The 21,325-nt window shown below is 63.7% G+C and carries 31 protein-coding genes and 1 pseudogene; 16 read left to right on the top strand and 16 right to left on the bottom strand.

What is annotated here, in order from left to right:
• The first annotated feature begins 36 nt into the window (after positions 1-36).
• From CHB96_RS23660 to CHB96_RS23690, 7 genes are all read left to right on the top strand, one after another.
• Positions 37-627: a serine acetyltransferase gene (locus tag CHB96_RS23660; RefSeq protein WP_245866100.1), complete on the top strand. Its 591-nt coding sequence runs from the start codon at positions 37-39 to the stop codon at positions 625-627.
• Positions 624-1,136 (top strand): LbetaH domain-containing protein, encoded by a 513-nt coding sequence (locus CHB96_RS23665; RefSeq protein ID WP_245866101.1) that lies wholly within the window; start codon positions 624-626, stop codon positions 1,134-1,136. Before CHB96_RS23660 ends, CHB96_RS23665 begins: the two co-directional genes overlap by 4 nt.
• Positions 1,136-2,203 (top strand): glycosyltransferase, encoded by a 1,068-nt coding sequence (locus CHB96_RS23670; RefSeq protein WP_089250897.1) that lies wholly within the window; start codon positions 1,136-1,138, stop codon positions 2,201-2,203. The genes CHB96_RS23665 and CHB96_RS23670 overlap by 1 nt, the downstream gene beginning before the upstream one ends.
• A 145-nt stretch (positions 2,204-2,348) precedes the next feature.
• Positions 2,349-2,711, top strand: coding sequence for a hypothetical protein (locus CHB96_RS23675; protein WP_089250899.1), 363 nt, complete (start codon positions 2,349-2,351; stop codon positions 2,709-2,711).
• A 100-nt stretch (positions 2,712-2,811) separates the two neighbouring features.
• On the top strand, positions 2,812-3,459 hold the full coding sequence (locus CHB96_RS23680) for a GNAT family N-acetyltransferase (protein ID WP_089250901.1): 648 nt from the start codon (positions 2,812-2,814) through the stop codon (positions 3,457-3,459).
• Positions 3,460-3,565: 106 nt separating this feature from the next.
• Complete coding sequence (locus CHB96_RS23685; RefSeq protein ID WP_089250903.1) at positions 3,566-3,958, top strand: hypothetical protein; 393 nt, start codon at positions 3,566-3,568, stop codon at positions 3,956-3,958.
• Entirely contained in the window at positions 3,955-4,701 is a 747-nt protein-coding gene (locus CHB96_RS23690) for an RES domain-containing protein (protein ID WP_089250905.1), read from the top strand. Before CHB96_RS23685 ends, CHB96_RS23690 begins: the two co-directional genes overlap by 4 nt.
• A 188-nt stretch (positions 4,702-4,889) precedes the next feature.
• On the opposite strand, the gene CHB96_RS29485 is transcribed toward CHB96_RS23690, so the two are convergent.
• The 3 genes from CHB96_RS29485 to CHB96_RS23695 form a co-directional block, all read right to left on the bottom strand.
• On the bottom strand, positions 4,890-5,108 hold the full coding sequence (locus tag CHB96_RS29485) for a hypothetical protein (RefSeq protein WP_141136550.1): 219 nt from the start codon (positions 5,106-5,108) through the stop codon (positions 4,890-4,892).
• 151 nt (positions 5,109-5,259) lie between these two features.
• Positions 5,260-5,463 carry a hypothetical protein gene (locus CHB96_RS29490; RefSeq protein ID WP_141136551.1) on the bottom strand — a complete coding sequence of 68 codons (204 nt, stop codon included), beginning with the start codon at positions 5,461-5,463 and terminating at the stop codon, positions 5,260-5,262.
• A 12-nt stretch (positions 5,464-5,475) separates the two neighbouring features.
• Positions 5,476-5,910, bottom strand: a complete 435-nt coding sequence (locus CHB96_RS23695; protein WP_089250907.1) for a MerR family transcriptional regulator — start codon at positions 5,908-5,910, stop codon at positions 5,476-5,478.
• A gap of 53 nt (positions 5,911-5,963) precedes the next feature.
• Between CHB96_RS23695 and CHB96_RS23700 the strand changes: the two genes are divergently transcribed.
• Positions 5,964-6,917, top strand: coding sequence for an oxidoreductase (locus CHB96_RS23700; protein WP_089250909.1), 954 nt, complete (start codon positions 5,964-5,966; stop codon positions 6,915-6,917).
• Positions 6,918-6,921: 4 nt separating this feature from the next.
• On the opposite strand, the gene CHB96_RS23705 is transcribed toward CHB96_RS23700, so the two are convergent.
• The 7 genes from CHB96_RS23705 to CHB96_RS23735 all read right to left on the bottom strand — a co-directional run bounded on the left by CHB96_RS23705 (position 6,922) and on the right by CHB96_RS23735 (position 9,787).
• A complete protein-coding gene (locus CHB96_RS23705) occupies positions 6,922-7,494 on the bottom strand; it encodes an Asp23/Gls24 family envelope stress response protein (protein ID WP_089250911.1) in 573 nt (190 codons plus the stop codon).
• Positions 7,491-8,084 carry a DUF6286 domain-containing protein gene (locus CHB96_RS23710; protein WP_089250913.1) on the bottom strand — a complete coding sequence of 198 codons (594 nt, stop codon included), beginning with the start codon at positions 8,082-8,084 and terminating at the stop codon, positions 7,491-7,493. Before CHB96_RS23710 ends, CHB96_RS23705 begins: the two co-directional genes overlap by 4 nt.
• The gene (locus CHB96_RS23715; protein ID WP_089250915.1) at positions 8,081-8,473 is read right to left on the bottom strand and encodes an Asp23/Gls24 family envelope stress response protein; all 393 of its coding nucleotides are present in this window, start codon (positions 8,471-8,473) and stop codon (positions 8,081-8,083) included. Before CHB96_RS23715 ends, CHB96_RS23710 begins: the two co-directional genes overlap by 4 nt.
• Positions 8,466-8,645: a DUF2273 domain-containing protein gene (locus CHB96_RS23720; RefSeq protein ID WP_089250917.1), complete on the bottom strand. Its 180-nt coding sequence runs from the start codon at positions 8,643-8,645 to the stop codon at positions 8,466-8,468. Before CHB96_RS23720 ends, CHB96_RS23715 begins: the two co-directional genes overlap by 8 nt.
• A 61-nt stretch (positions 8,646-8,706) precedes the next feature.
• Positions 8,707-8,979: a hypothetical protein gene (locus tag CHB96_RS23725; protein WP_089250919.1), complete on the bottom strand. Its 273-nt coding sequence runs from the start codon at positions 8,977-8,979 to the stop codon at positions 8,707-8,709.
• On the bottom strand, positions 8,976-9,305 hold the full coding sequence (locus CHB96_RS23730) for an Asp23/Gls24 family envelope stress response protein (RefSeq protein WP_245866103.1): 330 nt from the start codon (positions 9,303-9,305) through the stop codon (positions 8,976-8,978). The genes CHB96_RS23725 and CHB96_RS23730 overlap by 4 nt, the downstream gene beginning before the upstream one ends.
• The gene (locus CHB96_RS23735) at positions 9,302-9,787 is read right to left on the bottom strand and encodes an Asp23/Gls24 family envelope stress response protein (protein WP_089250973.1); all 486 of its coding nucleotides are present in this window, start codon (positions 9,785-9,787) and stop codon (positions 9,302-9,304) included. The genes CHB96_RS23730 and CHB96_RS23735 overlap by 4 nt, the downstream gene beginning before the upstream one ends.
• 208 nt (positions 9,788-9,995) lie before the next feature.
• Here CHB96_RS23735 and CHB96_RS23740 point away from each other — a divergent pair, with 208 nt between their 5' ends.
• On the top strand, positions 9,996-10,598 hold the full coding sequence (locus CHB96_RS23740; RefSeq protein WP_089250921.1) for an RNA polymerase sigma factor: 603 nt from the start codon (positions 9,996-9,998) through the stop codon (positions 10,596-10,598).
• The gene (locus tag CHB96_RS23745; RefSeq protein ID WP_245866105.1) at positions 10,589-11,053 is read left to right on the top strand and encodes a hypothetical protein; all 465 of its coding nucleotides are present in this window, start codon (positions 10,589-10,591) and stop codon (positions 11,051-11,053) included. Before CHB96_RS23740 ends, CHB96_RS23745 begins: the two co-directional genes overlap by 10 nt.
• 14 nt (positions 11,054-11,067) lie before the next feature.
• Here CHB96_RS23745 and CHB96_RS23750 read toward each other — a convergent pair whose 3' ends face one another.
• From CHB96_RS23750 to CHB96_RS23760, 3 genes are read right to left on the bottom strand one after another with little or no spacing between them, the layout of a single operon-like run.
• On the bottom strand, positions 11,068-11,703 hold the full coding sequence (locus tag CHB96_RS23750) for a GntR family transcriptional regulator (protein ID WP_089250923.1): 636 nt from the start codon (positions 11,701-11,703) through the stop codon (positions 11,068-11,070).
• A gap of 18 nt (positions 11,704-11,721) precedes the next feature.
• Positions 11,722-12,666 carry a hydroxymethylglutaryl-CoA lyase-like TIM-barrel protein gene (locus CHB96_RS23755; protein WP_089250977.1) on the bottom strand — a complete coding sequence of 315 codons (945 nt, stop codon included), beginning with the start codon at positions 12,664-12,666 and terminating at the stop codon, positions 11,722-11,724.
• Positions 12,666-13,874: a CaiB/BaiF CoA transferase family protein gene (locus CHB96_RS23760; protein ID WP_089250925.1), complete on the bottom strand. Its 1,209-nt coding sequence runs from the start codon at positions 13,872-13,874 to the stop codon at positions 12,666-12,668. Before CHB96_RS23760 ends, CHB96_RS23755 begins: the two co-directional genes overlap by 1 nt.
• A 179-nt stretch (positions 13,875-14,053) precedes the next feature.
• On the opposite strand from CHB96_RS23760, the gene CHB96_RS23765 reads away from it, so the two are divergent.
• Both CHB96_RS23765 and CHB96_RS23770 read left to right on the top strand, forming a co-directional pair.
• On the top strand, positions 14,054-15,448 hold the full coding sequence (locus CHB96_RS23765) for a GntP family permease (protein WP_089250979.1): 1,395 nt from the start codon (positions 14,054-14,056) through the stop codon (positions 15,446-15,448).
• 190 nt (positions 15,449-15,638) lie between these two features.
• The gene (locus tag CHB96_RS23770; RefSeq protein ID WP_089250927.1) at positions 15,639-16,241 is read left to right on the top strand and encodes a hypothetical protein; all 603 of its coding nucleotides are present in this window, start codon (positions 15,639-15,641) and stop codon (positions 16,239-16,241) included.
• Between the two features lie 6 nt (positions 16,242-16,247).
• Here CHB96_RS23770 and CHB96_RS23775 read toward each other — a convergent pair whose 3' ends face one another.
• Positions 16,248-17,012, bottom strand: a complete 765-nt coding sequence (locus tag CHB96_RS23775) for a phosphotransferase enzyme family protein (RefSeq protein ID WP_176444475.1) — start codon at positions 17,010-17,012, stop codon at positions 16,248-16,250.
• A gap of 151 nt (positions 17,013-17,163) precedes the next feature.
• Between CHB96_RS23775 and CHB96_RS23780 the strand changes: the two genes are divergently transcribed.
• Complete coding sequence (locus CHB96_RS23780) at positions 17,164-17,577, top strand: YybH family protein (protein WP_089250931.1); 414 nt, start codon at positions 17,164-17,166, stop codon at positions 17,575-17,577.
• Entirely contained in the window at positions 17,574-18,044 is a 471-nt protein-coding gene (locus CHB96_RS23785; RefSeq protein ID WP_089250933.1) for an HIT family protein, read from the top strand. The genes CHB96_RS23780 and CHB96_RS23785 overlap by 4 nt, the downstream gene beginning before the upstream one ends.
• 167 nt (positions 18,045-18,211) lie before the next feature.
• On the opposite strand, the gene CHB96_RS23795 is transcribed toward CHB96_RS23785, so the two are convergent.
• Positions 18,212-19,282 (bottom strand): NAD(P)-dependent alcohol dehydrogenase, encoded by a 1,071-nt coding sequence (locus CHB96_RS23795; protein ID WP_089250935.1) that lies wholly within the window; start codon positions 19,280-19,282, stop codon positions 18,212-18,214.
• Between the two features lie 93 nt (positions 19,283-19,375).
• On the opposite strand from CHB96_RS23795, the gene CHB96_RS23800 reads away from it, so the two are divergent.
• Positions 19,376-19,954, top strand: coding sequence for a TetR family transcriptional regulator (locus CHB96_RS23800; RefSeq protein WP_089250981.1), 579 nt, complete (start codon positions 19,376-19,378; stop codon positions 19,952-19,954).
• 78 nt (positions 19,955-20,032) lie between these two features.
• Here CHB96_RS23800 and CHB96_RS23805 read toward each other — a convergent pair whose 3' ends face one another.
• Positions 20,033-20,632, bottom strand: a complete 600-nt coding sequence (locus CHB96_RS23805; RefSeq protein WP_245866108.1) for a DJ-1/PfpI family protein — start codon at positions 20,630-20,632, stop codon at positions 20,033-20,035.
• Between the two features lie 229 nt (positions 20,633-20,861).
• On the opposite strand from CHB96_RS23805, the pseudogene CHB96_RS23810 reads away from it, so the two are divergent.
• A pseudogene (locus CHB96_RS23810) lies at positions 20,862-21,325 on the top strand (hypothetical protein); the annotation flags it as partial.

Consider the following 21,325-nt stretch of genomic DNA (forward strand, 5'->3'; position numbering starts at 1 on the left):
TGGACACCGGCGATGCGCGACTCTAGGTTAGGTGCCATGGTGTACACCGCGCGCAAGTCAGTGATGATTCGGCTCGCTCGGGTGTGGGCGCGGCCGCTGTGGTGGGGAGTGTCGTTTTCGGGGAATGCGTTGGTGGTGACGGCCGACGTCGACCGCTGGATCGACTGCTTCGACAACGAGGCTCTCGTTCCGCTCGACACGTATTCGCGATTCGCTTACCTGGCCGGAGCGTTGCCGGAGTTCCGCAATGTGGTGCACTACCGTCTGCGGCCGAGTCCGTCGATCGTGCGCCTGGTGTTGCGGCGGCTGTACCGGCCCGACGGCACCATCATCCTCGAAGCCGACTCCATCGGACCCGGACTGTTTCTGCATCACGGGAACGGCATCATGATCTCGGCGACGTCGATCGGAAGGAACTTCTGGATCAATCAGCACGCGTCGGTGGCGTACACGGCCAAGGGGCGACCCACGATCGGCGACGACGTGACCATCGCAGCAGGAGCCGTCGTCGCCGGTCCGATCGTCGTGGGTGACGGCGTCACCGTCGGCGCGAATGCCGTTGTGACCAAGGATGTGCCGAGCGGATCCGTCATGGTTGCGCCTCACGCTCAGCCGCTGGTTCGGTGACGCGCTCGCTGGCCGGGTTCACCGGCGTCGGATACGACAAGGGTCGATCCGTGTGGGTGCAGGGGCTGTGGATGGTGGTGTCGACGTCGGTGCTCGGTCGGTGGTGGTTCCCGAACTCGTTGCGCATCAGAGTTCTTCGCGTATTCGGCGCGTCGATCGGTCGCGGGGTACTGATTCGTCACGGCGTCAAGATTCACTGGCCGTGGAAGTTGACCGTCGGGAATGATTCGTGGATCGGCGAAGGGGTGTGGATTCTGAACCTCGAACCGGTGACCATCGGCGCTGACGTGTGCATCTCGCAATCGGTTCTCCTGTGCACGGGGAGTCACGACAGACGTTCTCCGACATTCGAATTCGACAACGCGCCTATCGTCGTCGGCGATCGTAGTTGGATTGCTGCACGGGCGACCGTGCTGCGAGGGGTGCGGGTGGGCTCCGATGTCACGATCGGTGCCACTGCATTGGTCGTCAAAGATGTGCCCGACGGTTCGACGGTCCTCGCCCCGTGATGCGCATCCTGCACATCGTCACGTTGATATCCGACGACGGTGCATACGGGGGTCCTGCGCGGGTGGCGTCGAACCAGGCCGATGCGCTGCGGGAGCGGGGGCATGACGTGACGGTGATCGGGGGTGGAGAGTCCTTCCGGGCCTTTCAGGTGATCCCGTTCGCGGGATTTGCGGGGCTCGCGGCACCGGGGATGCTGTGGTGGCTGTTGCGACGGGCCAGGGGATTCGACGTCGTACATGTTCATGTGGCTCGAGATCTGGTGACCTTGCCGGCTTTCGCCGTGTGTCGTGTATTGGGTGTGCGGGTGGTGGCGCAGACGCACGGGATGATCGATCCGAGTTCCAAGTTGCTGTCGCGGCCGTTGGACCTGTTGTTGACGAGGCCCTTGCTGCGGCGTGCGGCGGCGGTGCTGTACCTGACGCCTCGGGAGCGAGTGGATCTCGTGGCGGTGGCAGGGGAGTCGTTGGCGTTGTCGCGGTTGACGAATGGTGTGCCCTCTTCGTCGTGTGAGGGGCCTGGGGATCGGTTGGAGGTGCTGTTTCTTGCCCGGCTGCATCCGCGGAAGCGGGCGGACCTGTTCGTTGCGATGGCGGAAGTGCTGCTGGCCGAGCATGATTCGGTGACGTTTTCTTTGGTCGGGCCCGATGAGGGTGGGTCGTTCGTCCGGGACTGTGGGCCTCGGGTTCGCTGGGAGGGGGCGATTTCGCCGTCGTCGAGTGCGGCGCGGATGGCTGAGGCGTCGGTGTACGTGTTGCCGTCGGAGGACGAGCCGTATCCGATGTCGGTGCTCGAAGCCATGGCCGTCGGGTTGCCCGTGGTCGTGACGGACAGTTGCGGATTGGCCGGGGATGTCTCGCGCCTGGGGTGCGGGGTCGTGGTGCGGGCGGGGGACTTGGAGGAGTTGGTCTCCGCGGTGCGGGGGTTGTTGGAGGATCCGGTCGGGCGCTCGGCCATGTCGGCTCGGGGTCGCTCCGCCGCGCGCGAGGAGTTCGGGATCGAATCAGTGGCCTCGAAGTTGGAGGGGGTGTATCGCCGACGCGGGGTCCCTGGATCAAAGAGAACATGACGACAGTTCTGAGTCGACGCTTGCGTTTGGGCGACGCGGCTCTTGCCTCGGGTTGGGGGCGTTCGGTTGAACCCTAAACCGGGGTTTGGCTGGGTTGTATTGTTGAAACCGACGATCAGACTGTTGACAAGGTATCCTCGGTCACATGAATGCGCTGGTGAGAGCGACGACGACCTACGCAGCCCGCGCGGCTGCGGTCGTCGTCGTGCTCGCCGCTGTTCTGCTGATGCTGTCGATACCGATCGGGCCGAATACGCATGGCCACGCGTCGAACGTCGCGCATGCCTCTGTTTCCCATGAAACACAGTGCGGGCACAGTTGCACCGACCATGTCGGGTCGAACGATTCCTTGGCCGTCCTGACCGACACGAAAAAGGTCGACGACGCGCGCGTCGTGCTGACCGATGCCGCGTCGGACCGGTCCGATGTCGTTCGGACTTGGTCTCCGATCCGGTTGGGCAGAACCCCGACGTTGACCGTCGAACAGCTTTCTGTTTTCCGCATCTGACGGGTGAGCTCTGCCCAAAAACTTTGCCTGCCTCGTGGTCTCGGGTAGGTCTACACCCACTTCTTCCCGCGGTGACGCGGCATTCCCATCAGAGGCACAGATGCGGCAACGATCGCAGAGAGAAACTGTCGCCCGGTTCTACGTCGGACGCGTCCGCGACCGACTCACCGCCCGGCAGACGTCACGAAAAACCACACTCATAGGACTCACCCCGACCGGCCGAGTCGTGACCCTGCGCCCACCACGCGTGTCCGACGCCGACGCATGGCGTCGCATACGGCTACGGGATCAGGCCGCAATAGAGCCGTTCTGGTCGTCGTCGACCCTCGGTTGGACCGACCGGCACACCGAGGCGATCTGGATCCGCGAATGCTTACAGAGTCGCCTCGATACCGCGGCGGGTCGCGCGTTGCCGCTGGTGATCGACGTCGACGGTCAGTTCGCCGGGCAATGCAACCTCGAATGGATCGACGCGTACAACGGGACCGCCGAGATAGGGATCTGGGTGGATTCGGCTCAGGGGCGATCGGGAGTCGGTGCGACCGCGGTCTCCGTGATGCTGGCTCACGCATTCGGGGCGCTCGGGCTGCACCGCATCTCCGCGCCCGTGAGTGTCACCAATGCCGTCGCGAAGAATCTCTTCAAGAAGGCCGGGTTGGCGCACGAGGGGACGATGCGGGACTACATGGACGTCGGGGGTGTCCGGCGGGACCACGAGCTCTGGGCGGTCACCAACTGCGGGCAGTGAGGGGCGCTCCACGCGAATGCATATGCGTTTGCGTGGGGTGGGGCTGATCGTGAGCATGGACGACATTGAAGGTGTGATTTACGATGTGACGAGGAGGCTGATTGCTATGACAACCGCGCACCCACGACCTGACCTCGCCGCATACAACGACGCAGCCCGTATGACTCAGGCGGAACTGGTCTCAGCGTTGCGTACCCTTCTCGGCAGCAAGCTCGTCGCGTACCTCGGGAAGGTCAAGGAAACCCGCGCGGTTCGACAGTGGGCCGAGGGGACCCGCACTATCAACAACGAGACCGACGTCGAGCGGCTGCGGATTGCGTACCGTGTGGTCCGGCTGATCACCGAACGTGACACCCCTGCGGTTGCCCAGACGTGGCTCCAGGGACTGAATCCCATCCTCGAGGATCAGCCGCCCGCGCTGTTGCTGCGAGAGGGCGAGCTGAACGACGTCGGACCGAGGGTGCTCGCCGCGGCTCGTCAGTTCGCCGCGGTTGGATGATCGAGCAGGAGGGTGCGCTGACGCCAACACCCCGTGGCGATGTCTGGTGCGTGCTTGCCGCGGGTGCCGCTGCGTTTCGAGTCGGATACCCGCCGACGTCGTGGGAATGGACACCGTGGGAGTACGCGACCGGCGGGCGTTTCAGCGGCCGATGGGACGACCCCTCCGGGGTTTGGCGCACGCTCTACGTCGGCTCGAGCCTGCTCGCCTGCTATCTCGAGGTACTTGCGTACGCCAGACCCAGCGACGAACTCACCCGGGCCCTCGACGAGATCAGCGAGGAAGACGGCGAGCAGTTCCCCAGTGTCGAGCCCGGGCATGTGCCACGGTCGTGGATGAAGGCTCGGATCAGCGGCAGCGGCGCGATCGATGGATGGTTTGTGGTGCCGGGCCACCCAGAGTCGATGGCAACTCTGCGGACAGCTTTTCGCGGTCAAGCAATCCGGCTAGGCCTGATGGACCTTGACACTGCTGCGATCCGTGACGGTCGGCCACGGGCGTTGACCCAGGAGATCTCGAGCTGGATCAACACCCAAACTGGACCCGACCGCGAGATGGTGGCCGGAATTCAGTTCGAGTCGCGGCACGGTGATGGCCTGAAGTTGTGGGCGATCTACGAACGCCCAGGAGACAGCGTCGTGAGCGCGAACGTCACCCAGCTGGAATACGGCCCTGTACTCGAGGACGACCCTGACCTCGTCGAAGCGATGAGGTTGCACCATCTGGTGTGGGACGACGTCTGAGCGTGAGAGCCAAATTTACGCTCCAGTTCAGGATCGTGCACGGTATGGAGCGTTGTTGCGGAAATTTCTGAAGGCGGAGTGAGGATTTCGCGATTGTGTGGTTGAAGGGGACCGAGTGAAGCTGGGTACGGCACGTGGACGTGCGTGGTGTGTCAGGTTCTCGTGGTCTGAGATTCAGATCGTCCCTGTCACGAGTAATAGATGCCGAACGCGTTCAGAATCGGCTGCAACGTGTTGACGAGGAAGTCCGCGATCACGAAGCCGACCGCCTCGACAGCAGGCCGTGCCCACATGGGCGCCCACGGATATGGGTAGGGACCACCAGGGCTTGCGCTTGCGATGCCGCTGGTGAACAGCATGATCGCTAATACGGACGCGGTTACGGTGGCGACTCTGATCCTGTTCATGGTTGGTAGTCGCGAGAGGGGAGTGCAGCGTTAGCAACCTTGTGCCCATTGCAGCCGACTGTCTGACAGTATTTGTGTTTGCCGACGGATTATTCGTTTGCCGACCGGACCCGGTGGGCAAACGAATAATCCGTCGGCAAACACGGACCCGTCAGACCTCGACCGCCGACGTCGATCCGAGATCGACGCCCATGAAGTAGTCCGTCCTCGTGAGTTGGGCGTCGGCGAGATCGCTGAGCATTGCGCTGATCGAGATCCATTGTGGCCCAGCCTCGTCGGCACCTACCTTCTGAAACTCCGGAAGCGGCGGGGTAGGTTGTTCTGCCGCGGGCGGGTGGTTTACAGCGCTGCTCACCTCGACGGGGTGTTACCCGAGAGTCGGTGTTTCCGGTGACCATGGCGCCCACACACCAACGGCCGTGCCATGTTTCACGTGGTCGTCGTAGATCGCGACCTTGGTGCGGATGACCTCCAGGTTGTCCTGGAGTGCGGCGATCTTCTGCTCGACGGCCGCCTCGTGTTCCCTCAAGAGGGCGAGGCGATCGGCTTCGTTGCCAGGACCATCGCGCACCAGTTCGGCGAAGCGTCTGATCGTCGCGATCGGCATGCCCGACTCTCGAAACCTGTTGATCAGCAACAGCCAATCGACGTCGCTGGCGTCGAACATTCGGTGTTTCGAGCCCGAGCGTTCGACCGGACGCAACAGCAGGCGTTCACGCTCGAAGTAGCGCAGAGCATGGACGCTGAGCCCGGTTTTCGCGGCTACGTCTCCGATGGACCATCGTTTCGACGACTTGTCCACGCGAACCCCTTTCGCCTTGACCTAGAGCGCACTCTAGTTTCTACGGTCGACGCATGCCTACAACACAGCAGCGGATAGGAAGCGGCTTCGGCGCACACAGCACGGTCGACGACGTCCTGGCAGGAATCGATCTCACCGGGCGCACAGCGGTTGTGACCGGGGGTTACTCCGGTCTCGGCCTCGAGGTCACGCGCGGACTGGCGGCCGCGGGTGCTCAGGTGATCGTGCCTGCGCGACGCCCGGACATGGCTCGCGACAATCTGATCGGCGAGGATCGGGTGCGGTCGGTTGCCTGTGATCTGTCGGATCTCGCGGGCGTCGCGCGATGTGCGCGCGACATCCGCGCCATGGCGTCGAACATCGATTTTGTCATCTGCAACGCCGGCATCATGGCCGTGCCGCTCACGCGGGTGGGGGACGGGTGGGAATCGCACTTCGCGGTCAATCATCTCGGTCACTATGCGCTCGTCAATCATCTGTCTTCGGTGCTGACCGGCGGGTGTCGGGTCGTGGCTGTGTCGTCGTCCGGTCATTTCCAGTCGCCGATTCGATGGAACGACATGCACTTCCGCGACGGCTATGACCGCTGGGTTGCGTATGGGCAGTCGAAGACGGCCAATGCGCTGTTCGCCGTTCATCTGAACGGACTGCTCGAGTCTGCCGGTGGCCGAGTATTTTCGGTGCACCCCGGCAGCATCCTGACGCCATTGCAGCGGCATGTGCCGGACGAGGAACAGATACGTCTCGGGTGGCGTGATGCTGCAGGCGAATCCGCCGAGGGGTTCAAGACACCTGTGCAGGGCGCGGCGACCGCGGTATGGGCGGCGACGTCACCGGCTTTGATGGATCATGGCGGTGCGTATCTGCAGGACTGCGACGTCGCGGAATCGGCGACGGGTGACGACATGCTCGTCGGGGGCGTGAAGCCGTGGGCCGTCGACCCCGCCGATGCCGAGAGGTTGTGGGAGGTGACGGCCTCGCTCGTCGGGACCGATTCTTTTTCCTGATGCCTCAGCGAACGCGTCGATTCCGTGCCGGTGGCGGAAGGCGCAGCAAGACCCGTGTCGAGGCGCGGGTGTCATCGAGCGCGATTGCGACGTCCCGAGTCGACTCGGCGAGGACCGGAGCAGCCTGAACAAGAGCGGAGGGGGAGGGTTCGAGAGTGGCTGTCAGTTCGATGACGCGTTCGCCTCGATCCGACCGCGTCGTGCCACGCGCAGTGCGGATGTGGTCGGATGTGTTCAATGCGTCTGCGGCGCATCGGGCGATGGTGTCGACATCGACAGACAGTTGACCGGCCTGGTCACCCGTCGCGGATACGGGGATCCGGCCGACACGTCGACCGGGGCGGTGCGCGAGCAACCATCGAAGCCCAGCGAGGACGAGCACCAGGGCGACGGCCCCGAGCGCCCATGGCCACCACGTCGCCTGGATGGCATTCTCCGCGAACGGAATCTCGACGCGTTGCCGATCTTCCGGCAGATAACCCCACTCCCACGCTGCTGCCCCCGCGCCGATCGCGATCAGGGCCAGGCCGGTCACTCCGACTGCGGCACGGTCGAACACCGTCGTCGTGCGGTTCATGGACTGGTCCTTCCCTCGGAGACCGAGACGGTTGCTTTCGGCGGTTTCGTCAACGATGCCAGCGCATCGGTGATGGCTGCGGCCGCTGCCTTCTGCACAGCGTCGCAATCGGTTCCCGGGTGCGCAGTCAACGTCACGGTGAGTCGGCGTCGCCGCGATCGGATACTCGTCGACGTCACCGAAGGCATGTCGACGACGGCAGCATGTGCGACGGCGGGGAGGTCTCGTCGACGAAGCCACACTCCCGGAATCGACGTGGCGACATAGGGGCGCCGACGCGGTGCCAGGGCGAATACCAGGAACATCAGCCCCAGCGCGGCGACGGCAATTCCGGCGGGGGCCATCCACTCCTGCGCGGTCAGACCGTCGAGCCAGAGAAGTCCGGCGTCGATCCATGTGCCGCCGGACAATGCGCCCGCGACGATGAGCGCATCGCGGCCGGCGATCACACCTGCGGTGACGACTGCCACCGCCAGTACGACGGCGATCGGCGCCGCTGCGGAACTCCCCAGAGGCCTCTTCGCGACGACAGGTGAGTTCGAAAGCGACTGCGGTGGTGCACTTTCCGGGGTGGTTGTCGGCGCGGTCACTGCACCCTCCTCTGTTGTCTCACCGAGGAAGCAGGTGCGGCGGCGATTGCCTCCGCTGCCACGACGAGGACGGTGACGTCGACCGCGTCGACGGTCATTGCCGTGTAGCGGGCCAGGCCCGCGGCAACGCTCGCACGAATTTCGGCCGCGGTCCGCGCAGTCGGCGCCGGCCACACGATGGCCACGTCGAGCGCTGCCCGAATGTGGCGGTCTCGAATCGTGACCTCGACACGCGGCAAGCCGCGACCGGTCAGCTTGGACAGACCCGCCGATCGAGGCACCACGTGTGGCACCGCCAGCGCGGCCTTGCGCGCGATGGTCTCCGCGGCCGAATCGCGTATGGTCAGCGCGCCGCGATCATCGGGTAGGACCGTGATCGTGTCAGCCACGGCCGCGGCCTCGCAGGATCGACTGCAGGTCGACTTCGCCGTCCCGGTAGCTGCCGTAGAAATATCCACCGGCGCCGAGAAGCAGCGCAAGCAGAAATCCGGTGAACCCGCCCGCGGCAGCCGCAATGGCGATCAACAAACCTGCCAGCAGTCCGATCGTCGACGTTCTCATGAGGTCTCCACGTGTAGGTGATGAAAAGCGATGTCAGGGTGAGCAATTCGGGATCGTGAGGTCAAGGCAACTCGATGTAGCGACGCTGAATCCTGCGGCGCACTGCGTCGATCGTGCGACGCCACGCCGCGTGGCGCAGCGTCCGCCGAGACGCGCCGTGCACCGTTGCTGTGCCTGGCGTCGAAATGTGCCTGCACTCGAGTTCGGCGAGCAGACGGATGTACGTGTCGGGATCGCCGCCCAGATCAGGGTGATGGGTGCGCGCGACCTCGCGGCGTGCTGCTCTCAGTGCAGCAGTGTGCCCACGATCGCCCGACTTGTCCCGGCCTGTCATTCGACGATGTCCTCGACGGTGACGTGTATCGGGCTGTCGACGACAGCATGCACCGCACGGCGGACGGCGTCGGCCGTCTCGCGTACGGGCGCATCGGATCGAAGCGAGATGTGTACGTCGATTCCGCTGTCGCTCAACCGGATTCCAGCAACGCGGCGACCCGGCAGGTACGTCGCGACTTCTCCGAACATGCCACCGTGCAGACCAGCGACACCCTCGGTGGCGGTCACGGTCCGCGCGAGTGTCTCGGACAGGTCGACACCGCGCCCGTCGTCCCCGCCCGTGTCGGAGCGGGGACGACGATCGTCTCTGTCGCCCAGTGTCATTGGACTCGAACAGTCGCCGTTTCAGCTGCTGTGTCGTCGCTGCCGTCGTCGAGGAAGACGTCGTGAACGGTGATGTTCACTTCGGTGACCTCGAGGCCGGTCATCCGCTCGACCGCGGTGATGACGTTGCGGCGAATCCCTGCGGCGAGGTCGGCGATGGAGACGCCGTACTCGGCGACGATGTCGATGTCGACGGCTGCCTGCCGCTCACCGACCTCGACCGCTACTCCTTGAGACTGATTGATGCGTGCGCCCGGAATGCGCTCGCGCAACGCGCCGATGGCACGGACCGCCCCGCCGCCGACGTCGTGAACACCCTGGACTTCGCGGGTCGCGATACCGGCAATCTTGGATACGACCGTGTCGGCGATGGTGGTGCGGCCGTCCGAGCTGACCAATGCCGAATCCGCTGCCCGCTTCGGGGTCGTCTTCGCGGTGGTTGCGGGGGCCGTGTCGGCGGGTGCCGCCTGCGTGGTGGTCATCGTGCGATATCCCTTCGTTCGATTGCGTGTTCTTCGGTAGTTGGTCGAGACGAGTCGGCCGAAGCGCACGTCTCGATTCTGTGTTCTGGATCACATAGGTGCATGTTTCGGACGAACAATCCCGAGGTACAACGGAGCACTGTGAAACGGGGTCGGCACCCGCCGGTTCCGTGGGACGCGTCGGGCGGTCCGTGAAAGGGACATGGGGATGCTCGACGACAGAGAAGACGACGATGCCGGTGGCCCGGAGTCACTGCGACGCGGCGCCGCCGAGGTGCCGGACCAGTCGCTGATCGCGGCCGCCGTCCTCGGGGACCGAGATGCCTTCGAAGCCATCGTCATGCGCTATGGCCCCGACATGTATCGCTTCACGAGAAACCTGCTGAGCGACTCCGGTGCAGCTGAGGAGGTGGTCCAGGATGCCTTCGTCGCAGCATGGAAAGGGTTGGAGAACTTTCGGGGAGCATCGAGCCTCCGGACGTGGCTGTTCAGCCTGGTCACGCACAAGGTCGTCGATCATCGTCGACGACGCGCCATTGCTCCTGCCGAGGACTGGGTGTTCGAACGTCCCGATCACGACCCATCCGGCGACCCCGAGCGTCAGGCGGCGAGTTCCGGGTTCATGGCTGCCCTGGACGCAGCATTGTCCGAATTGCCCTACCGTCAGAGATCAGCATGGCTCCTTCGGGAAGTCGAAGGCATGACCCACGTGGAAATCGGGCAGATCATGACGATGTCCCCCGGCGCGGTGCGCGGACAACTGCAACGAGCCCGAACCACACTGAGCGCGAGGATGTCGACATGGAGATGAACCCCGGCGAGCCGGACGACGCTCTCCTCGCCCGTGCCGCGCGCGAACTGATGGCGCACGATCCCGAACCACGGTGGGTCGACGTCAGCAACTCGGTGCTCGCAAGAGTACGGGCGACCACCCGCCGCACCTGGCCGGTCGACGCCGCATTTCCAGGTGAATCCGCTGTCGAACGGCCTGACACCCTTCGTATCAGTGACCACATCGTGCGCACGACTCTGCGCCGGGCACTGCTCGGTGTGCACGGTGCCGAACCGATTGCCATCGACCTCCAGCTCGACGGGCACACATGTATCGGTGCGGCCATCACCGTTACCGGCGTCTACGGCACCGACTTGCACGCGGTCGGGCGCGAGCTCGGCGACCTGGCCCACTCGGCGCTCACCGGCCTACTCGGCCTCCCGATCGCCGACGCCGCCGTCACCGTGCACTTCGAGGACATCACGGACGCATAGATATAGAGCTCGCACTATCCGCCGGCGGATCGGGGCCCATCCACCGCACTGTGATACCCCGACCGAATGTGGGCCCGCATGATGGACTCGACCCATTCGGGATCGCGGGCGGCCATGGCGTCGACGATCTCGAGGTGGTGGAGAGCGCTGCGCATCAGCTGAGGACCGGTGTAGCTGCGGAAGGTGCGTGAGGCGACCAACGGCTTCAGCAGACCCGACGTCATCTCGGCGATACGCACGTTGGGGCAGCGTTCGAGGATCGCGGCGTGAAAAGCATTGTTGAGCACCGCGATTTCGGCGAAGTGCGACTCGCCCACGACCTCCGCGTACATGTCGTCGGCCAACTGTCGGAGGGCTGCCACGTCGTCGTCGCTCATGTTCTCCGACGCCAACCGCGCGGCATGCGGTTCCATCATCGATCGCGCGGAGTACATCATCGCTATGGAATCTTGCGAGTACTCGTTGACACGCGCGCCCTTGTTCAACTCGATCGTGATGACGCCGCTGCTCGCCAGAGTCTTCAGCGCCTCGCGCACCGGTGTGCGGCTCACACCGAATCGTTCGGCCAGCTCGATCTCTCTGAGCTTCTCACCAGGCTGGTACGTCCCGCCGATGATGAGGTCGAAGATGGCGTTGCTGAGTTCGGACAATGGGTGGCTCCTTGTCGGCTAGTCCAACCATTGTGTACGAGCCACAGCGTCCCGTGTACCGCCGCGTGACAGGAACGAGTAGGAACCCGTTCCGGTGACCTTCTCCGAGTACTCGACCACCTCGAGGTAGCGGTCCAAGTCGATTCCGGTGGCGATGTCCATACTGTGCAGCAGGTTCAGGACATCCTCCATGGGGGCGTTACCGAGTACGGATTTGTCACCCGGAAACCACATGTCGCCACCGAGACCACCGAACGACGCCTCGATCCAATCGGCACCCGCTCCCAGCGCCGCAAGGGCATTGACCGGACCGAACCCGTTGCGGTTGTGCAGGTGCACACCGATCGGCACATTCGGTGCCAACGACTTGGCAAGCGTTATGCCCCTGTCGAATTCGGACGGGATCTCCATGCCGCTCGTGCCGGCGAGGTACAACGAGTCGACGCCCGAGTCGATCACCCGTCGAAGTGCTTGGTGCAGTGCGTCGTTCGGGATCGGCCCCCGGCAGGTGGCGAAGAACGCCGTCGCGACGGCAGCGCTGACTTTCTTGCCCGACGCATGGGCGTGAGTCACGATCTCGGCCAACGCCGACAGCAATGCGTCGGGACTCGCGTTCTGATTGCGACGAGCCGTTTCCTCGTCGACCGGGACGACCATGACGATCTCGTCGATGCTCGTCTCGATTGCGCGAAGCGCCCCTTTGAGATTGGGCACCAACGCCTTGTATGTGACCCCGGGTGGTCGCGGGGCGTCCGCGATGACTCGTTCGGCGTCCGCGAACTGCGGCAGCACGCGTGGGTGGGCGAAGGACGTGATCTCCAACGAAGTGAATCCCGACGCCAGCAGACCGTCCAGGATCTGGAGCTTCTCGTCCGTTTCAAGCACATGTTCGACGGCTTGAAGCCCGTCCCGAAGCCCGACGTCGACAACTGTTGCTGCCCTGGGTAAATCGTGGCCGAACATCACACTGTTCCGTTGCCCGCGAACTGCGCGAGATCTTCGTCGGAATACCCGCCGAGGCGGCCGAGTACTTCGGCGGTGTGCTCGCCGAGCTGGGGGCCGGGCCAGCGTACGCCACCGTCGGTACGGCTGAAGCGGGGAAAGGTGTTCTGCATCGGAACCGAACCCAGGACTGGGTGCTCGGTTTCGATGATGCTGCGGCGAGCGATGAATTGTTCGTCTTCGAGCATGTCCGACGGCCGATAGATCTTGCCGGACGGGACCGAATGCTCGTTCAACAGCTTTTCCAGTTCGGCGGTATCGAGGCTTGCGGTGAATTCGGCGACGAGACCGTCCAGCTGCTGCTGCCGTTCACCTCTCGCGGTGTGAGTGCTGAAACGCTCGTCCGCCGCGAGTTCGGGCTGGCCCATCGCAGCGGCGAGTCGGGCAAAGACGGTGTCTTGGTTGGCTGCAATCAGAATCCAGGCGCCTTCCTTCGTCGGATAGACGTTGCTCGGTGCCACGTTCGGTAGGATCGCGCCGCTGCGTTCGCGCTGGTAGTTTGCGATAACCCATTCGGGGACAAGCGATTCCATCACTCCGAGCACTGCCTCGTAGATGGCCGAGTCGACCACCTGGCCACGGCCGCTGCGGGTGCGTTCGAATACCGCACCCAATGTTCCGATGGCCGCGAACAGGGCGGCGAGCGTGTCGCCGATCGAAATGCCCACGCGCGAAGGGGGAGTGGACGGGTCGCCCACCACGTACCGCAGTCCGCCCATGGCCTCACCGATCGCCCCGTACCCCGCACGCGACGAATACGGGCCTGTCTGGCCGAATCCGGACACGCGCGTCAGGATGATGCTCGGGTTTATTGCTGACAGGTCGTCGTAACCCATTCCCCAGCGCTCCAGCGTGCCCGGCCGGAAATTCTCGACGACGATGTCGGCGTTCTCGATCAGTCGCTTCGCGATCGACTGACCTTCGGGTGTGCGCAGATTGACTGTGACCGACTGCTTGTTCCGGCCGACGACGGACCACCACATGGACTCGCCCTTCGGCAGGGTGCGTCCCCAGGCGCGCATCGGATCTCCGCTTCCCGGCTGCTCCAGTTTGATGACCTCGGCACCGAGATCGCCCAGGATCTGGCCGCAGAACGGTCCGGCGATGAGCTGGCCCATCTCTATCACTCGCAGTCCGGCGAGGGGGCCGGAGCGGGGCTGTTCTTTCATGTGTCGATCCCATTCTGTATGCATTTGCACGCCATCGATACCGGAAACGCTACCTGTTTGGCCGGAATGTATGCAATCACTTGACTTTGGTGATGCGGACCACATAGCGTGCCGAGGTGATCGAGGGTCGATCCTCGTAGTGCCATGACAACGAGAAGGGCATCCCCCCAATGGAATCAATGTCGCTCATCCACATCGCGATCAGCGTGGTCGGGGTGGTGGCCATCATCGTTGCCTTCAAGATCGAGCCGGTGATCGCGCTCGTCCTCGGTGGTGGCTACCTGGGTATTGCCACTGGGCAAGGATTCGCAGGTACGACGACCGAGATGGTCGAAGGCTTCGGATCGGTGATGACCGAGATCGGACTCTTCATCGCCTTCGGCGTTCTGCTCGGGGCACTGGTGGAGGCGCTTGGAGTTCCGCAACGCGTCGCCGAGGGCATGCTCCGAATATTCGGACGACGGGGATTGCCCTACGCGCACGGACTGTCGCTCGGCGTTGTTCTCGCGTCCGTCTTCGCCGACGTGCTCATCGTCCTGTCCGGCCCGCTCACCCGCCACGCCTCCAGCAAACTGGGCAAGAACGGGCACGGTCTGCTGTCGGGCGTTGCGATCACCGGCATCACGGCCGGCCTCGTGTTCGTGGTTCCTGGTACCGCGCTCATGGCAGTCGTCGGCATTCTGGGGATACCGATCGGGACTGCGCTGCTCTACGCACTGCCGCTCGGGATTATGGCGATCGTCCTCACCGTCGCCGTGTATTCGACCCTCATCCGCCTCGGTCTGTGGGACGAGGAGCGTGACGAGTCGGAGGTCGTCGGGGGTGCTGTTGGTTCTGAGGGTGCGTCGGAGGGGTCTTCTGATGGCTCTTCGGATGGCTCCTCGGCTGGTGGTGGTGTGGCGACGGCGACGCGGCCGACGACCTCGGCGCCGCCGTTGCTCCTCCTGTCCAGCCCGCTGATTGTCGCGGTGGGATTGATGCTCACCGGTGCGTTCCTCGCAGTCTTCGAGGTCGAGGGGCCGGTCACCGAGGCTCTCGGCAACGTCAGCTTCGCGCTCTTCGTCGGTGTATGCCTCGCGTACATTCTGGCGCGTCGCTACCTCGGAGTCGACGCGGTATCCACAGCCGTCGGAAATGGCATGCGCACCAGCGGATCGATCCTGATCCTCACCGGTGTGGGCGGCGGATTCGCAGCCCTCGTCAACGGTTCGGGTGTGGGTGACCAGCTGACGGAGATGTTCGGCTCGAGCGGCGGAGCACCGATCTTGGTGGCCTGGGTCATCGCCGCCATCCTGCACGCCGCGGTCGGATCCATCACCCTGGGTGCGATGACGGCCGTCGGGATTCTAGGTCCCGTCGTCGCGGCCGCAAGTCCAAGTGGCGCAATGCTACTCGCGCTCGCTGCGCTTGCGGGTGCCCTGTTCGGCGGACTGCCGAATGCCAACGGATTCTGGTTGTTCAAGTCCGTCTACGGCTTGTCGGTCCGCGGAACCCTCAAGACCTACACCCTCGGCCCCTCCATCTGTTCCGTTGTCTCCCTTGCCCTCATCCTCGTCGTGTCCGCGGTTGTGTAGGTGGGTGGTGGGGTCAGGTGGCGATGTTGTCTGCTGCAGGGCGATCGGTGCCGGCAGGTTCGGTGTCCGGGGGCGCACCGTGATCCTCACCAGATTCGGGTGAAATTCGTCAGGTCCTCGTCGAGGGCGTCCTTCCGGCACGACGATTACGGGCGGCAGGAGGTGATCGATCGACTGATGGGGAGGGCTCATGAACGGGAAGATGATGTTGCTGGGACTGGCGCCGTGGGTGCTGTTCTCGATACTGACCGAACGGATCGGCGCCGGCGTGGTCGGTGTGGCTGCACTGCTCGCCGCCGCGGGCTCCCTTCTGCTGGCCGCCGTCGGTGCGCGGGGTAAGGGCGGATTCAAGATCATCGACGTCGCCGGTGTCGCCACGTTCGGAATCATCTTTGTGGTCTCGCTCGTGGGAGGACAGAGCGTCGACGACGCGTTGGCCGACTTCGGCCGTGGCGGAGCGACTCTCGTTCTGGCGGCGGTGATGGCGATCTCGGTGGTGACAGTTCCGTTCACCGAGCAGTACGCGCGCGACGTCGTCGACCAGCAGTACTGGGGCAGTCCGATCTTCCGTGCCAAGAACAAGAGTCTCAGCGCGATGTGGGCGGGCGTGGTCTTCGCGATGGCGGTGTGTCACATCATCGCCGGCGTATTGACCTCTGCCGCCGAAGTTTCCGGATCGCATCCCGGAAATCTGTTGCTGAACTGGATCATTCCCATCGCGCTGATCATCTGGGCCGTCAAGCGTACTCAGGCGGTCGCTGGAGATCGTCCTTCGCAGGAAAACGCCCAATAAGGGGTGCTAGAGCTCAGCCAGCCTCGAGGCTTCGATATAGGCGATGTCCCGTTCGTAGATCACCGTGTCGCCGCGATCGAGTACGACGCGTTGCGCCGGGTCGCCGGCGCGGGCTTGCGTGACGATGAAGTCGACGAGTTCGCTCAGGCGCGCGATGGTTGTTGCGGCAACGTCGGCTGGCGTGATCGCTTCTACGCCGTAGCTGTCGACGAACAAATTTAGCCTTCGACGTTGTTCGGCGAGGCCGGGATTGCGTACATCGGGGTTCGCCGGATCGGTCAGAGGGACGAACCTGTACGCGGTGTACGCCATGTCCCACACCCGTGGTCCGGGCGACGCGGTGTCGAAGTCGATGACGCCGGTGAGTCGATCGTTCTCGAACAGGAGATTGTAGGGCGCGAAGTCGTTGTGGCACAACACCTCTTGGGGTTCATGCGGTGGCCACTGCCACTGGGCGTCGCCGGGAGGAACGAAGTCTACGGTCGCGTCGTGATAGGCGCGTAGCAGCTTTGCCACCGCGACAAGGGTGTCGTCGGTGAGCACATGTGGCGCAAGGGGATACGTCGCGACCGTGCCCGGCAGGAAGCTGAGGATCTCGCGTCGGCGATCGTCTGTTCCGAGTGCTTTTGGTGCGTAGAGGAACCCGCTCTTGCGGAGATGCGCAAGAAGCGCATGTACCGCGGGGGTCCACGGTCCCGACGAGCGGCGGACCGTGTCGCCCACCCTGACGACCGGGGTCATGTCTCCGCCGTGTAGCTCTATCTCCTCCATCCGGTGATGGTAAGCCGAGCGGCGTGATTGCATGTGGCGATGGGTCGAACCCGCGGCGTCCCACGCAAACGCATATGCGTTTGCGGGGTGATGCAATGACGCACTAGGTTTCACCCGCCTGGCACTGACCGAGCGGACGGATGGGGTACTTATGACGCGCGAGTTGCTCGAGGTCTACAGCGAAGCGGCCTATGCGAAGGACGTCGACCGGTTCATGACGATGTACTCCGAGGACGTGCGCGTCTTCGATCTGTGGAACACGTGGGAGTTCGTCGGCGCTGCTGCGTGGCGAGAGTCGATTGCCGGATGGTTCGGATCCCTCGGCGATGAGCGCGTTGTCGTCGAGTTCGACGATGTTGTCGTCTCGGGCGGAGCGGACTTCGGGTCGATCAGCGCGGTCGTGTCGTACTCGGGAGAGTCGGCCTCGGGTGAGCGGGTGCGGCACATGCAGAACCGGTTGACGTGGGTGTTGGTTCGCCGGGCCGACGGGTGGCGTGTGATCCACGAGCACACCTCGGCGCCGGTCGAGGACTCATCGGGCAAAGTCATTCTCACGCGGGGATGAGGCCTGTCCATCATGCCCCGGCGAACTATCGGTGCCCGTTCTGCCGATTCGCTAGGAACGAGTTCGACGAACTGAACGCGGAGGGTGACCTCGTCGCGCGTACCGATGCGGTGGTGGCGAGAGTGTCGCCGAAGTGGTGGCCGAACAACCCGGGTCACGTCATCGTGTCGCCAGTCGAGCACTTCGAGAATTTATACGAACTGCCTCAGGCCGTCGGGCAGGCGTTGTTCGATTCGATTCAGAAGGTTGCCATCGCGATGCGTGAAACCTATTGCTGCGACGGTATATCGACGCGACAACACAACGAGCCGGCAGGAGGGCAGGATGTGTGGCATCACCACGTCCACGTCTTCCCTCGGTATCACGGAGACGATCTCTACCTCCGCCACGATGAGTCCGTGTACGTCCCAGTCGAGGATCGAGCAAGGTATGGATCGTTGCTGCGAGAATTTCTGAAGGAGGAGTGAGACTTTCGTGATCGTCTGGTTGAACGGGACGCATGGGGTCGGTAAGACGGCGACTAGTTCGCTTGTCCAACAGCTTGTTCCAGGCTCGCGGGTGTTCGACGCCGAGAAAGTCGGGGAAACACTGATGGACATCACGCCTGGTCACCCTGCCCTGAGGGCGTAAGTCCTCATCGTGTCGGCGGTTGTGTAGGTAGGCTCGTGGAGCCGAGGTCCGACATGTCGAGTACGAAGCGGTAGCGGACGTCGCCTTTGTCCAATCGCTCGAATGCGACGTCTACTTGTGCGGACGTCAGAGTTTCCACGTCCGCTGTGATCCCGTGCTCGCCGCAGAAGTCCAGCATGTCCTGGGTGTATGCGGTCCCCCCGCTGCCTGCCGAACTGAGAGATTTCCGTCCGATGAGCAAGTCCAGAGTTTCGACGGCGACAGGACCGAGATGTCCGACGGTGCAGAGGGTTCCGTCGAGCGCCAGGACTCTCAAGTAGGGCGCCACGTCGTGTTCGACGGGTATGCAGTCGATGACGAGGTCGAGTGTTCCGGTCGCTGTGGCCATTGCCTCCGGGTCGGTGGAGATGACACTACGGTGTGCGCCGAGTGCCTCTGCGTCGACGGCTTTCGCTGCGGATGTGGTGAAGACGGTGACGTCAGCGCCGAGCGCCCGAGCGAACTTGACTGCCAGATGTCCCAATCCGCCGATGCCTGCAACGCCGACACGACTGCCTGGCCCGACGCCATTGCTGCGCAACGGTTCCCAGACTGTGACACCTGCGCACATCAGCGGTGCGACTGCCGAGGGGTCGAGATGCTCGGGGCGGTGATAAGTGAAGCGCTCTCGGACGATGTATTCGTCGGAGTAGGCACCGATGGTCGTCGTGCCGTCGACGCGGTCGGCGCCGCCGTAGGTGAGTGTGGGGATGTCGCGGCAGAAGTTCTCCTGGCTGGCATGGCACATGTCGCAGGTTCCGCATGAGTCGACGATATTGCCGACAGCCACCGGGTCTCCCACCGTGAACGCCGTGACCTCAGAGCCGATGGCGGAGACCACCCCGACGAACTCATGGCCCGGTGTGGTCGGGAACTGGCCGTCGGGATTCTTCACGGTGTGCAGATCGGTATGACAGACACCGCAATGGGTGATGTGCACTGCGATGTCATCGGGGCGCAGGTCACGGCGGGTGAAGTCGAACCGAGTCGCGGGTCCGCCCGGTTCGGTGAAGCGGTATCCGGTGGCGTGGCGCATGAGCAATCCTTTCCAACTAACTGGTTAGTTTGGACTGTATAGCGCTGAGTCGAGCCGTGCAACCAACTAGTTGGTTGCGGTAGGGTGTCGCCCGTGGGAGATGCAACGGCGACACGTGAACGGATTCTCGAAGCAGGCACTGCGGAGTTCGCTCAGTTCGGTCTCGCGGGGGCGCGGGTGGACAGAATCGCATCGAACGCGTCGATCAACAAGGCGCAGATCTACAGCTACTTCGGCAGCAAGGACAAACTCTTCGACGCCGTTTTCGATTACCGAGTCGACCTCGACATCGCCACCGTTCCACTCGATGCAGACGACATCCCGGGATACGTAATCGCTCTGTACGACATGTATTTGGGTGATCCCGCGCTGGGGCGGTTGCTTGCCTGGGCTCGGCTCGAGCGCACTCCCGTCGGCGCGCTGTTTCATCACCGGGGGGATCCGGACCGGGCGAAGCTCGACGTCCTGGCCGACGCCCAGGAGCGTGGAGTTCTCGTCGACGATATTGCGCCGGAAGACCTTTGGGCAATGATAGTTTCGCTGGCGGCGACATGGGCTCAAGCAGCAATCGTGCATACAGCCGATGCTGACGAGGACCCACTCGTGCACAGTCGGCGCAAGGGCGCGCTGGCGTCTACGGCTCGACGGGCTTTCTGTCAGTCGATCGACTAGGGGCTCAGGCGGGTCTGCTAGCCGGCTGACAACGGATCGCCGACGCGATGCCAGCGCGATCTGTGTAACGAGCGCGGGCTATGTGAGGCCGTTCGCAGCTGCGAACGGATCCCAGTCGGACGAGGTGTGGACCTCCAATTCTGCTGCAGCTGTGATGAGTTCGGCCCTCTCATTGCCGAACAGTTTCGTGACGAGGGCGGTAGCCATATCCATTCCGGCAGCTACGCCCGAGGAGGTCCAACGGTCGCGGTCCTCGACCCAACGCGCCTTGGCGACCCATTCGACAGAAGAACCATGCGACGTCGCCCATTCCCAGGCGCGCTTGTTCGACGTCGCACGATAGCCGTCGAGCAATCCGGCTGCTGCGAGGACAGCCGATCCAGTGCACACCGACGTCACCAGTCGGGCGTCGCTGGAGAATCGGGCGATCCACGTGAGGAAGGCGTCGTCGTGCACGAGTGAGCGGGTGCCACGTCCGCCGGGCAGCAGAACGATGTCGGGGGATCGGGCGTCGTCGTAACCCACTGTTGCAACTACTTCGGTGCCTTGGCTGCTGCGCACCGGTCCGGCGGAAGGGCCGACCATCTCGACGGCGATGTCGTCGGGCATCATGCCGAACAGGCCGACGGGGCCGAAGACGTCGAGCAGCTCGAAACCGTCGAACAGTACGACCGACACGCGTCTCCGAGGCTCATTCACGGTGTGAGTATGGCAGCTGAAGCGGACTCGTTGGGTTCGTCATGTTTCCAGTCTGTTCGGCGGCAATTTAGTTTCTTCAAACGGGTTGTTGCTCAGCCATTCTCGGATGGGGGTGCGGCGGACGTGAGCCGGTAGGGGACGGGGGTGATTTCAGTTTGTATTCGAAAGTATGTTCGACAAACGCTGGATTGTGGGTTAGACTTGTCGCATGCTTTCGGGGGATGGCGTTGCGGGGGAATCGGATTCGGCGTTGGCCGATTCGGTGCTGAGTGGCGTGGTGCCGGATTCTTCGGTGTCTGCTGGTTCGTCGGTGCCTGCTGATGCTTCTGCTGCTTCTGGTGGTGGGTCGTTGCTCGATGGTGTGGTGTTGCCGATCGTGGATCCGGAGTTGCGGGGTGTGGTCGAGGACATCGAGGGTGGGGTGGGGCGGTTGCGGGGGCGGGATACTGTCGCGATTTCGAATGCGGATCGTCGGGCGTTGCTGACGCGGATGGAGGCGGTGTCGCGTAGTGTGTTCGGGTTGTCGCATACGTGGATCGCGGATCTGCTGGTCCAGCATGGTTTGGACGGGATCGATGGGTCGGTTCCGGATGCGTTGGCGGTGTTGATGCGGATCTCGCGGACGCGGGCGTCTCAGCGGATTCGGTATTCGCAGGAGTTCGGGAAGCGGAC

Source organism: Rhodococcoides kyotonense (assembly GCF_900188125.1).
GTDB lineage: Bacteria > Actinomycetota > Actinomycetes > Mycobacteriales > Mycobacteriaceae > Rhodococcoides > Rhodococcoides kyotonense.